The sequence below is a fragment of the Chryseobacterium sp. OSA05B genome (assembly GCF_019970065.1).
GTDB lineage: Bacteria > Bacteroidota > Bacteroidia > Flavobacteriales > Weeksellaceae > Chryseobacterium.
This window is the reverse complement of record NZ_JAHXYH010000006.1, coordinates 202168-214346: the sequence shown is the minus strand read 5'-3', so window position 1 is coordinate 214346 and position 12179 is coordinate 202168. Positions and strand designations below refer to the sequence as shown.

Here is a 12179-nt window from a genome sequence, read left to right as displayed (position 1 = left end):
TGTTTCTCTGCGTTATTTTCTTTTGTGCTGATATCATGTCAGACTGAAAAAAGCATGAGTAAATATCCCGTAACGGTTGGAGATCTTGAATTTGACGAAAAACTGGATGACCCTGCATTTAAAAAATGCACTACGGAAAAGCTCGTTGGTCTTCAGTATTATCAGGGATCAAAAGGGTTTGACTATAAAGGAGAGAAAATTGCCATTACAGAAAAACTTGAAAAAGAAAAAATATCTTCCGAAACTAAAACGAACGGTTATATTACCGTAAGATTTTTAGTAAATTGTGAAGGAAAAACAGGACTGTTCAGAGTTCAGCAAATGAATGCAGAACTTAAGGAAATAGTTTTAGATAAAGAACTGGGAGACCGTTTGCTGAGGTTTACAAAATCTCTGGACGGGTGGAGCCCGAAAGAGATAAAAGGTTTTAAAGTAGGCTATTATCAGTATTTAACCTATAAAATTGAAAATGGAAAAGTTTCAGAGGTATTACCTTAGCTTTTTGATGCTTATCGTTTACACCAATACTATTGCGCAGGTCAACTGTAACGCAGTAGAGGGTGAGAACTGCAAAAAAGCTTGTGAGTTATACAACTGGGCTTCGGACAGACAGGGCACCAGGGAATCTCAGGAAGCTTTTGATAAAGCCATCGGATTGTGCCCCGATTTCTCCAATTCGTATATGGAAAAAGCCGTTCCATATCTTAAGAACGGAGATTTTGTAACCTGGAAAGTCCTCATAGACAAAGCGGTTGCCGTAGATCCTAAAATGCATCTCGGTTACAGAGGCTGTTGTAAATTCCAGTTTCTACGCGATTACAAGGGAGCTGTTCAGGATTTAGAGGAATTAAAAAAATACTATCCTGAGGACTTAGGAAGATCTTTAAATGGAGATTATCATCTGGAGGTGGTGAAAGCCATGTCTTACAGTGCTTTGGGGCAGAAAGAAAAAGCTGCAGCGATCATTGAAAAGGCTTTATTGTCCAAAGGCTATTTCAAAGGCATGTATGACCATTATCAGCTGGGAGTGACCTATTTCGAGCTGGGCAGATACGACAAAGCTTCAGAAAATTTCGAAAAACAGAGCAAAGAATACGACTTTGCGGAGAATATATATTTTAAAAGTAAAGTTTCTAAGATCAGAAACAAAGATTATTTGGATTTAAAAACCTTAGCATTAAGGACTTATGATGAAGGCAAGACCATGAAAGATGTCTACACTCATCACTTTAACAAAGTCTACAGGAAACAGATTGAGGCCCTGTAGATTATTATTAAATCAATAATCAAAAATTTACTTATGAGCAACGACTTACAAAACATAAAGAACCGCTTTGGAATCATCGGAAACTTTCCTGCACTGAACAGGGCCCTGGAAAAATCAATTCAGGTGGCCCCTACAGATATTTCCGTTCTGGTGATTGGAGAAAGTGGAGTAGGGAAAGAATTTATCCCGAAAATCATCCATTCAGAATCCAAAAGAAAACATCAACCCTATATCGTCGTGAACTGTGGAGCTATTCCGGAAGGAACGATAGATTCTGAGCTATTTGGGCACGAAAAAGGTGCATTTACCGGAGCTACAGCGACCAGAAAAGGATATTTCGAAGTGGCAGACGGTGGAACCATTTTCCTTGATGAGGTGGGAGAGCTTCCCCTTCAGACGCAGGTTCGTCTTTTGAGAGTCCTGGAAAGCGGCGAATTTATGAAAGTGGGTTCTTCGCAGGTTCAGAAAACCAATGTGAGAATTGTGGCGGCTACGAACGTCAACATGATGAAAGCCATTCACGATGGAAGATTCCGTGAAGATTTATTCTACCGTTTAAATACGGTTCAGATCGATATGCCTCCTTTGAGAGAAAGAAAAGGAGATATCCACTTACTGTTCAGAAAGTTTTCTATAGATTTTGCAGAAAAATACAGAATGCCGGAACTTGAGCTTGAGCCCAGTGCCGTTCATTATATTGAAAACTATACGTTCCCGGGAAATATCCGTCAGCTAAGGAATCTGGTAGAACAGATGACCGTGGTGGAAAGAAACCGCGAAATAACAGTGGAAAAACTCGCTGAATATATTCCTATGGAAACCCACCTTCCCATGGTGGTTAATAATCAGAACTCTCAGAAGCAGAGTGATTTCGGAAGCGAAAGAGAAATCATGTATAAAATTCTCTTCGATATGAGAAGTGATATTAATGATTTAAAATCGCTAACTTCAGAACTGATCAAGAACAGAGGCACCGCTGATCTGAGTAACCAGGAAAAAAATCTGATCAACAGGATTTATTCTGCAGAACAGTCTCAGCCGGTAGCACAGAACTCGCTGCTGTATTTTGAAGACAAATCACCGGTGGTACAGTCTTCACCAACCATTATGTCAAATGCTGATGACAGCTATGAAGATATTGAAGATATAGAAATAGAAGAAAACAGACCGGAATCTTTATCACTTCAGAATAATGAAAAAGATTTAATTATCAAAGCATTAGAGAAGCATAAAGGGCGCAGGAACAGAGCTGCGGACGAGCTTGGCATTTCACAGAGAACATTATACAGAAAAATAAAACAATATAACTTAGAAGACTAATCAACAGGAATGAAGAATTTAGAAGGACTGAATGTAAAAGAATATGATTTTAATATCGGGAAATATGTATCCCAGGGAACTGATCTGTTCAAAAAAGATATTGGTGGATTTATCGTGGCCACATTGCTCTTATTTGTCATCAGCTTTATCCCTTTTTGTGGTATTCTTGGACTGGGGAACTTCTATAAGATCTGCAAAAAAGTAGATGAAGGTCAGCAGGTTTCGGCAGGAGATATTTTCGACTTTACGGATTTCGTAGTGTATCTGAAATTGTTTCTGCTTATTTTCGCCATATGTATCGTGGCAATGATTCCGATACAATTTATACTAGTCCCGTTTTTGATTGCTGCCGACAATGAAGGCGGACAGGTATCAGATACCGGTGCAGCCTTACTGGCAGGTGGAATGGGATTGTGGATGATGCTGATTATGATATTTTTCATAATTCTGTCTATATCCATGTATTTTGTACAGCCTTTGATCTCGCTGTACAGAATCACAAGTGTAAGAGAAGCATACAGATTTTCCTGGAAAATTGCTAAGAAAAACTTTTTTATGATCCTTTTGTTTTCCATTGTAGTCGGCTTTATATCCCAGCTTGGGATCATTGCATGCGGAATAGGAATCCTGTTTTCTATACCTTTGGGAATCTGCATTAAGTATGCTGCTTATAAAGATGTTTTGGAGTCTTTAAATCAAAAAATGATATGAGTAAATTAAAAATAATATTCGGGTTGATCATTCTTTCACTGTTTCACCAGTGTTACTCATTTACCGGATCTTCACTGACGGATGAAAAGACCGTTCAGATCAATGAATTTCCAAATAATGCAGCACTTGTAAACCCCACTCTTTCCCAGCAGTTTTCTACAGATATCCAGAACAGATTTCTGCAGAGAACAACTTTAAAAGGAACAAAATCAAATCCTGATATTTTGATAGAAGGTGAAATTTCCGACTACGGTTTCTCACCTACTACGATCAGCTCCAATACATCAACAAACCCTTCGGGCGGTGTAGTACAGCAGGCACAGAGCAAGCTGACCATCAGTGTGAAAGTACATTACGAAAACAAAATACATCCTGATTCCAGTTTCGACAGAACCTATACGGATGAAGCCGTTTTCAACAGTGACCTGACGCAGAGTCAGATAGAAACTTCCCAGGTGAAGCTTGTGACAGACAGAATTATTAACAAGATATTTAACGATATTGTAGCCAATTGGTAAGATGAATCCCAGAGTTTTAGAATTATTAAAGAACCCCAAAAACATTCAGTCAGAAGATCTCGGTCTTTTGAAAGAAGAAATCCATGCTTTTCCTTATGTTCAAAACATCAGGGCACTTCATTTGTTTGGGGTACACCTTTATGATAAAGAAAACTATCAGAAAGAACTTTCTACAACGGCGGCCTATACCACCGATAAAAAACTTCTTTATCAGCTGATCAACGGGAAGATTCAGCGCGAACCGAAGCCTGAAGCGGCAGAAGAAAAACAGCCTTCCAAAACCCCTGAAAAAGCGGTTAAATATTCCTATAAAGACAAGGCCTTCCCTATAAAAAGAGAAGAGTCTTCCGATAAAAAACAGGATCAGTACGAGGCAGCGGCATCTATGATACCGCCTGTTCAGGAGATCAAACATATCCATGTGAATGGCGAGAGAAATAGGATTCTTTTTGAAGGAGAAGAAAACTTCCTTGATGAAACCCATTCCGAAATCATAGACCTTGAATCCACCATGGAATCAGGCGTAATTGTAACCCAAAAGACGGAAGCTGTTACAGAAGATCTTAAAGAAGAGGCTGTACAGCAGCCGGAAGCAAAAAAGGATGAGCAGTCAGAAGATTCAGAAGCCGGACTAGAATTCATGCCTGAATTGATTATTGATGAAGAGCAGATTGATGAACCGACTGAAGAGCAGGAAATCGATAAAGAAGAAGATGTAAGTTTCCATGAAGTAGAAGCAATAGTACCGGAAACTGAAGTTGCAAATGAAGAAGAGCAGAAAGAAACTGTTGAAGAGCTGGTAGCGATTGAAAAAGAACAGGGTTCTGAAGTCATTGCTGAAGCTGAAAATACTGATGAACCCCATGCGGAAATCAGTTTCCATGGGATGGATGAATTCCTGCCGGAGGTTAAAATTCAGGCAAACAGCGATGATGAAGCCGTAGCTCCGGAAGTCTCTAAACCGAATGTCAATAAGCATGAGGAGGAAATGAGACGCCTGATCGAAGAGGTGGAAAAGAAAATGAAAGAGGCGCAGCCAGCTCCAAAAGTTGACCATGAGGAACCTGAAACGGCCGACCACGAGATCAGTTTTGCAGAGACCCAGAATTTCCACTTCTGGTCTACTGAAAAAGAAGAACCAAAAACCGCTGAAGAATCTAGTCTTGAAAAAGAGGAAGAGATAACAGAGCAACCAATACAAAACGAAGAGCCGACAGTAGTAGAAGAAGAAAAACCGGAAGGACAGAAGATCGTAGCTCAGGAAGTCTCCACATGGAAACCGATGAGCCTGGAATCTAATGTACCGGATTCTATGATTTCCAAAGAACAAACAGTTCCTGCTTATAAAACTGAAGCTCAAAAACAGGAAGAAATCCCTGCTTTAGAAGAGAAGCCGGAAGAAGTTCCTGCAGAAACGAACGAAGAGCATCAAAAAGAAGCTGAAACCATTTCGGAGGAGAATCTTGCACCTATTGCAGAAGAAACACCTGAAACGGCAGAAGAACAGCATACAGATGGTAAAGTCTCTGAAGAAGTAACTGAAGTAAAAACATCTAAAGGAGAAGAAGCTCCAGTGATGAATGTTTCTTTCTTCGGTTCAGATATTTCAAGTTTATCCGTAGAAAAAAGAGAAAAAGAAAACATACAAGCAGAACCTGTTCAGAAAATTAAAGCCCAAAATATTGCACAGACACCTTCTGACAGCAATGTTCCCGGTTTTATCAATACATGGCAGAGCTGGCTTAAAATAGACAGACCGGCAGAAGAAGAGATTGTTGTACAGAAAGAAGAGGTAGAAGAAGAAGTAATTCCTATCCAGGAAAAGGTTATTGAAGCCTTTATTGAAAACAATCCTAAAATCAGTCAGTTAAGAGACGAAAGCACCTATGTTGTCAGAGAAAAGAACGACGATATTTCTCACCTGATGACGGAAACGTTGGCTAATCTGTATTTTGAGCAGAAGCTTTATACCAAAGCCATCAAGGCATTTGAAATTCTGATCAAGAAAAATCCTGAGAAAAAAGAACATTTCCAATCCAAAATAAAGGAGATAAAAGATTTCAGAAGCAAAGGCTAGCCCTGCTGCAAAAGATATAAAAAAGGCTGATCAAAGAGGTGTTCAGCCTTTAATTTTTTTTATATATGATCAGGTTTTTTTTTGATGCCACGCAACTTACGCCACGCTTTCCGGCCGAAAATAACCACAAGAATAATCAAAATAACTGCAAATATTGCCGCAATTACCGGTGCAGCCATCGCCAGTACAGACATAATACCCGCTCCGGCCGTTTCAGTAGTTCCTACCACCGAATTCCCCAAACCACCCGTTGTGGCGGTAGAAGCCGCCCGTATCCCTGCAAACCCCGAACTTATTGTGGCTGCAGTTCCTCCCCCGGCAATCAGGGCAAGGCCCCACTGTGGAAAAGTTCCCAGATCCGCAAACTGACTGGCAAATAAAACAGAACCCGCTACAGTAGCCAGAGGGACCGAAATGGTATCCAGCAAATGATCTACAAAAGGAATGTAATACGTTAAAATTTCAGCAACAGTGGCAATACCGGTTGTAATAAGTGCAGGAAGTCCCGAAAGCCATTCAAAATGCTCATTCATCGGGATCCAGTGAAAATAAGAGGCAAGGCTTACTGCAAACATCGGCAGAAAAACTCTGAAGCCGGTTGCCGCCGCCAGCCCGATACCGATAAAGGCACTGAGCACATAAGAGAGATAGGGAATATGATCTAACATTTTAATTTTCAGATTTATTGTTTTCCCTAAAATTACAAAAACTATGCAAGCTTTTATAAAAATTTAAGCCTGGCTCATTCTTTTTTAATGCAAGAATCCCAAAATTCATGGATGAAATTTTGTGCTTCTATGACAATAAACATTTCCTCACAGACACTTTTCGCCACTCCTTATCTGTGAAAATCTGTGAATCCGTGGAAAAAAATAAAAAAGCATTGAGTAAAAGACCACCCTCATTTTTTCCGCTCTCACCTTTGTATTCTGTGTAATCAGTGGAAAAATAAAAAGCAATTAAGTAAAGAGCCTCACATTTTACGCATTATTTCATTGGTAAACTGTTACACTGCTCCATTGTTACATTTTCAAGACCTCTTCTGCATCTGGCATAGTTTAATAAACTGCTCCTCCACATCCTGAAACTTAGCAGGCATTTCAGGTGAAACCCAAAACATCATCGCCAGCGTTTTTTCTCCGAAAGCTTCTTTAAATAAATCCTTATTCAGGCGATAGCATTCCCTTAAAAGCCTTTTTACGCGGTTTCTGTGCACCGCTTTCTTAAAATATCGTTTAGAAACAGAAACTCCAAATTTATGGCTGTCTACCTGCAGGTTAGGTTTATCTTTCAGAATGATGATCCTTAGATTTCCACAGGTCCTCCATTTACCTTTGTCAAAAAGTAAAGCAATCTCAGTGTTTTTCTTGAGTTTTTCTTCTCTGGAGTACGTATAGTTCATTAATCTTGTTTCACTAAATAATTAATCACTTCAGCTGCCGCATACAATCCGAAGATCGCAGGAATATAGCTGATAGTGCCGTAGAAAGACCTTTTATAGTTGGCTCCGTCCGTCAGTTTCAGGCTTTCCTCCTGTTGAAGTTCATTGGAGAAAACACATCTGAAGCCTTTATTGATATTTTCCTTTTTAAGTCTTTTTCTGATTTGTCTGGCAAGGAAACAGTTTTGCGTTTTGCTGATGTCTCTTACCATCACCTTACTTGGATCTGTTTTTCCGCCGGCTCCCATGGAGCTTACCAGTTTTATTTTTCTTCTTTTGGCGGCTTTAATTAAAAACAGTTTTGGGGTCACACTGTCGATACAGTCTAAAATATAATTGAACTTGTCAGAATCAAGGACTTCATCCATTCTTTCCGGATTCAGGAATTCATTGATTTTGATTAATTTAAGATCCGGATTGATGTCCAGCAGTCTTTCTGCCACCACTTCCACCTTATGTTTTCCGACTGTCGAACGTAATGCCGGAAGCTGTCTGTTGATATTTGTAATGTCTACCGTATCACCGTCTACAATCGTCATATGTCCTACACCGGCTCTGGCCAAAAATTCCGCAGCGAAAGAACCTACACCTCCTAAACCTATAACCAGGACATTAGCTCTATTAAGCTTTTCCAGTCCTTCTTCTTTCATCAGGAGCTCTGTTCTCTCCAGCCAGTACTTATCCATTCTTTATCGTGTCTAAATTTTCTAATATCTGTTCGTTCAGTTTTTCCAACGAAATCCCCTTTAATTCCGAAACTTTTGAATACAATTCTTCAATATTAAAGCATTCATTATCAGTTTCTAAAAAGATTTTATGTAAGGGTGTTATCTTTACAATTTCCTGCAAAGATAAATGATACAAAACAGCTTTTCCAAAACTCAAATAAAAATTATTTTTCAGCAGGTCTTCAGCAATGCGTTCCTTTTTGTTGAAACCATGAATAATAACGGCTTGTGTGGCTTTCTTTTTAAAAGAAATTACCTCATAAAACTTTCTTACACAGTGAATGATCAGGGGTTTTTTGATCTCATTGGAAATAAGAATCTGTCTCAAAAAAATCTGTTCCTGGATCTTTTGAGGGATCTGAACTATAGAGTCGAGCCCGCATTCTCCGATGGCCAGACAGTTTTCAGAAATATTGGATTCCAGCCAGCTGAACTGTTCCTCTATTGAATCCACGGCAATATCTTTGGGATGTATACCTATAGAGTAGGGGGATTCCGGGGGAACCGTTCCGAGGTCTATGTTGTAGATCCCATAGAGGGTGTTTTTCTTATGATGATGAAAATCAAAAAAATCCATTAACAAAAGTACGATTATTCAGAAAATTAATTTAAAATTATTAAACGAACGTTTATAAATGTGTTAAAAATTTCTTAACTTTACTCAAAGTGCACTTCATGAGAAAAAAATTTACGGAAAAACAGATCCATATTCTGGATATTGCAGAGGAACTTATTGCCAAGAAAGGGTATGAGGGGACTTCTGTAAGAGATATCTGTTCCAAGGCCAATATCAATGTGGCCATGATTTCCTATTACTTTGGTTCCAAAGAAAAGATGATGTCTTACCTCTATCAGTACCGGGTACTGAAGACCAGAGAGAATTTTTCAGAATTTGCAGATACCATCAAGGACGGCAAACCGGAAATGCAGCTGAGAGAGATCATCAAGTATATTGTCTCCCAATTATTCAAATACAATTATTTCCACGGATTTGTCACTCAGGAACTCAGACATACCGAAAATTTAAAAGACGAGCTGCTGGACTTCTATCAGCTGTTTGTAAAGAAACTGGATGATGTGATTAAAAAGGGTGTAGCTTCAGGCGTATTTACTTTCACTCCCAAACCTGAAGACATCCTAACGATGATCATAGGTTCTACTTTGTTTGTCATCCGGAATAAAAATTTCTATGAGCTGTATGTTCCAAGTAAAAATGAGGAAGCTTATACGAAAGAAGCAGAGAAAAAAGTAAGAATGAATCTTTTACTCAGTGTTTTTGCCATTTTGGGATACGCTGCAGACTAAATTTACGTTAAATATTCATAAAAAAAAATCTATTGACAAAAAAGTTATATTTTTGCAAATTAGTAAATCGGCTGTAGAATCCGAAAACTGTTGAATTTTTTATATGAAAAAATATATTTTAGGTCTTTTTGCTGTAGCAGTTGTTTCTTCATGCGTAAGCCAGCAGGAAAGGGCAATGAAGAGTGCTGACAAGAACGTAATCTTAAAAGCAGCGAATGAAAATTTCGCCAAAAAGAAGTGGAAAAATGCATTGGCTCTATATGACAGGCTGACTAACCTGGTAGCTGGAACGGATGATTTTCCTAACGTAGGTTTTAATACTGCTTATGCCAATTACTATGATAAAAGCTATAAACTGGCAGGACACCAGTTTAAAAACTTTGCTGTAAACTTCCCTAAAGACCCCAGAGCCGAAGAAGCTGCATACATGTCTGCATTATGCTACTATGAAGGTTCTATGGACTACAATTTAGACCAGTCTACGACAGAAACAGCGATCAATGAGCTTCAGGACTTCCTGACGAATTATCCTAATTCTGAGCGATCTAAAAATATCAGCCAGTTAATTGATGAACTGTCTTATAAATTAGAGTTCAAAGCATACGAAAATGCAAGACAGTATTTCAAAATGGGTGAGTATAAAGCAGCTAACGTGGCTTTAGAAAATGTATTGGAAGATTTTCCAAGTACAAAACTTCGTCCGAAAATCTATGATTTCATCATGAAATCGCGTTATGAACTGGCTTCAAAATCAGTATATGAACTTAAAGGAGAACGTATAGAAAGTGCTCTGGCTTATACCAGACTGGTAGAAAAAGAACTTCCGAATACAGAATACTCCAAAACAGCAGCAGATCTGAGAGGAAAACTGGAAAAAGAAAAGGAGACCTTTGCGGTTGTAAAAAAACAGACCGAAGCAAGAATTGCAACATTAACGGCAAAACAGAAAAAGGAGGCTGAAAAGATGGCAGAAAAAAATAAAACGGAGCAGCAGATCAAAGATCAGATCAGCAATGAAAAGAAGGCAATGCAGATCCAGAGGGATAGTGCGGCACTTAGTACCCCTCCTCCGGCAGCCACTTTCAAAATCCAAAGATAATTCGTAAATTTGCCATCTTAAAATAAAATAATTTTCTCAAAATGAGTGTAAAAGATACAAAAGCAGAAGTAAATACTATTACTTACGATAAAGACAAGATTGAAGATAAAGTAGGTTCAATCTATGAAGCTATTGTTATCATGGGAAAGAGAGCAGAGCAGATCAACGCGGAGATCCGTACGGAGCTTCACAATAAGTTAGACGAATTTGCTGTGCACAATTCTACATTGGAAGAAGTTTTCGAAAACAGAGAACAGATTGAAATCTCTAAACATTACGAAAAACTTCCTAAGCCTACTTCTATTGCTATCGAAGAATGGCTGAATGAAGATATCTATTTCAGAAAGACAGAAGACAGAAAATAATTATTTTTGTTTTTAATCATATGAAGGTCATAAAGGAATTCAATTCTTTTATGACCTTTGTCTGTTTGTACCCGTCTTTGTGCGAAAAAATAAGTAATTTAGTATTTCAAAAATTAAAACTAAATGAGTGTTTCCGGTAAAAAGATACTTATCGCTGTTTCTGGAGGAATTGCGGCCTATAAAATTCATTTCCTGATCCGGGATTTTGTGAAAAAAGGAGCCGAAGTTCAGGTGATTATGACGCCCGATGCAGAACAATTTGTAACGAAATTAAGTCTTTCAACGCTTTCAAAAAAACCTGTATATTCAGATTTTTACAGTGATAACGGTACCTGGAACAGTCATGTGGAAATGGGCCTTTGGGCAGATGTCATCATCGTTGCTCCTTGCACGGCCAATACATTAGCCAAGATGATTCACGGAATGTGTGATAACCTGGTTATTGCCACCTATATGTCTGCGAAATGCCCTGTATTTATCGCTCCTGCGATGGATCTTGATATGTACGCACATCCTTCTACCAAACAGAATCTTGAAATGGCAGAAGATTACGGACATTTTATCATTCCGGCAGAAAGTGGTGAGCTAGCCAGCGGACTGATCGGGCAGGGAAGAATGGCTGAACCGGAGACGATTTTTAAAACCGTTGAAAAATTCTTTACTTCCGGAAACCATAGCAAAAGTCTTGAAGGAAAAACAGTACTGATCACAGCCGGACCTACCTATGAAGCCATTGATCCTGTAAGGTTTATCGGGAATCATTCCTCCGGGAAAATGGGCTTTTCACTTGCTGAAGAAGCTTCAAAGAGAGGGGCTAAAGTGATTCTGATTTCCGGACCAAGTTCTCAGGCTACTGACGATAAGAATATTGAACTTCATAAAGTAACCTCCGCCAAAGAAATGCTGAATAAAGTTTTTGAATTTTATGACCGCGTGGATATTGGTATTGCCAGCGCTGCAGTGGCAGATTACGCTCCAAAAGAGGTTGCGAAAGAGAAAATTAAAAAAAATGATGATAGTTTAACCATTGAACTGGTGAAAAATCCGGACATTCTTAAAACCATGGGTGAAAAGAAAACCCATCAGTTTCTGGTAGGTTTTGCCCTGGAAACTCAGAATGAAGAAGAAAATGCCAAAGGAAAACTTGAAAAGAAAAATCTGGATATGATCGTCTTGAACTCGCTTCGTGACGAAGGAGCCGGATTTAAAAACGATACCAATAAAATCAAGATATTTACCAAGACAGGAAAAAAGGAATTTGACCTGAAATCCAAAGATGAAGTAGCTAAAGATATTCTGGATTTTGTTGAGTCTCAGATTTTAAAATAATTTTAATAAATTTCCGTTC

General features: G+C 38.7%; 14 protein-coding genes. 10 read left to right on the top strand and 4 right to left on the bottom strand.

The features are described 5' to 3' along the window. Positions 1–54 precede the first annotated feature (54 nt). The 6 genes from LC419_RS20770 to LC419_RS20745 are packed head-to-tail and all read left to right on the top strand — an operon-like array spanning position 55 to position 5893. On the top strand, positions 55–498 hold the full coding sequence (locus tag LC419_RS20770; RefSeq protein WP_223609138.1) for a hypothetical protein: 444 nt from the start codon (positions 55–57) through the stop codon (positions 496–498). Beyond that, entirely contained in the window at positions 470–1267 is a 798-nt protein-coding gene (locus LC419_RS20765; protein WP_223609137.1) for a tetratricopeptide repeat protein, read from the top strand. Before LC419_RS20770 ends, LC419_RS20765 begins: the two co-directional genes overlap by 29 nt. Positions 1268–1300: 33 nt before the next feature. Beyond that, positions 1301–2587 carry a sigma-54-dependent Fis family transcriptional regulator gene (locus tag LC419_RS20760; RefSeq protein WP_223609136.1) on the top strand — a complete coding sequence of 429 codons (1287 nt, stop codon included), beginning with the start codon at positions 1301–1303 and terminating at the stop codon, positions 2585–2587. A gap of 9 nt (positions 2588–2596) precedes the next feature. Continuing rightward, entirely contained in the window at positions 2597–3298 is a 702-nt protein-coding gene (locus LC419_RS20755; RefSeq protein ID WP_223609135.1) for a DUF4013 domain-containing protein, read from the top strand. Continuing rightward, complete coding sequence (lptE, locus tag LC419_RS20750) at positions 3295–3816, top strand: LPS assembly lipoprotein LptE (RefSeq protein WP_223609134.1); 522 nt, start codon at positions 3295–3297, stop codon at positions 3814–3816. Before LC419_RS20755 ends, lptE begins: the two co-directional genes overlap by 4 nt. 1 nt (position 3817) lies before the next feature. Beyond that, complete coding sequence (locus LC419_RS20745) at positions 3818–5893, top strand: hypothetical protein (protein ID WP_223609133.1); 2076 nt, start codon at positions 3818–3820, stop codon at positions 5891–5893. A 59-nt stretch (positions 5894–5952) separates the two neighbouring features. Here LC419_RS20745 and LC419_RS20740 read toward each other — a convergent pair whose 3' ends face one another. The 4 genes from LC419_RS20740 to LC419_RS20725 all read right to left on the bottom strand — a co-directional run bounded on the left by LC419_RS20740 (position 5953) and on the right by LC419_RS20725 (position 8639). Further along, on the bottom strand, positions 5953–6561 hold the full coding sequence (locus LC419_RS20740; RefSeq protein WP_223609132.1) for a DUF4126 domain-containing protein: 609 nt from the start codon (positions 6559–6561) through the stop codon (positions 5953–5955). Positions 6562–6923: 362 nt separating this feature from the next. Next, a complete protein-coding gene (gene rnpA / locus LC419_RS20735; RefSeq protein WP_047452777.1) occupies positions 6924–7295 on the bottom strand; it encodes a ribonuclease P protein component in 372 nt (123 codons plus the stop codon). Further along, on the bottom strand, positions 7295–8020 hold the full coding sequence (locus LC419_RS20730; RefSeq protein WP_223609131.1) for a ThiF family adenylyltransferase: 726 nt from the start codon (positions 8018–8020) through the stop codon (positions 7295–7297). The genes rnpA and LC419_RS20730 overlap by 1 nt, the downstream gene beginning before the upstream one ends. Then, entirely contained in the window at positions 8013–8639 is a 627-nt protein-coding gene (locus tag LC419_RS20725) for a TatD family hydrolase (protein ID WP_223609130.1), read from the bottom strand. Before LC419_RS20725 ends, LC419_RS20730 begins: the two co-directional genes overlap by 8 nt. Before the next feature lie 98 nt (positions 8640–8737). Between LC419_RS20725 and LC419_RS20720 the strand changes: the two genes are divergently transcribed. The 4 genes from LC419_RS20720 (at position 8738) to coaBC (ending at position 12160) form a co-directional block, all read left to right on the top strand. Further along, entirely contained in the window at positions 8738–9367 is a 630-nt protein-coding gene (locus LC419_RS20720; RefSeq protein ID WP_034726870.1) for a TetR/AcrR family transcriptional regulator, read from the top strand. Between the two features lie 103 nt (positions 9368–9470). Beyond that, positions 9471–10466, top strand: coding sequence for an outer membrane protein assembly factor BamD (locus LC419_RS20715; RefSeq protein WP_223609129.1), 996 nt, complete (start codon positions 9471–9473; stop codon positions 10464–10466). Between the two features lie 41 nt (positions 10467–10507). Beyond that, complete coding sequence (locus LC419_RS20710; RefSeq protein WP_027372958.1) at positions 10508–10831, top strand: DNA-directed RNA polymerase subunit omega; 324 nt, start codon at positions 10508–10510, stop codon at positions 10829–10831. Positions 10832–10954: 123 nt separating this feature from the next. Continuing rightward, positions 10955–12160 (top strand): bifunctional phosphopantothenoylcysteine decarboxylase/phosphopantothenate--cysteine ligase CoaBC, encoded by a 1206-nt coding sequence (gene coaBC, locus LC419_RS20705; protein ID WP_223609128.1) that lies wholly within the window; start codon positions 10955–10957, stop codon positions 12158–12160. The last annotated feature ends 19 nt before the right edge of the window (positions 12161–12179 follow it).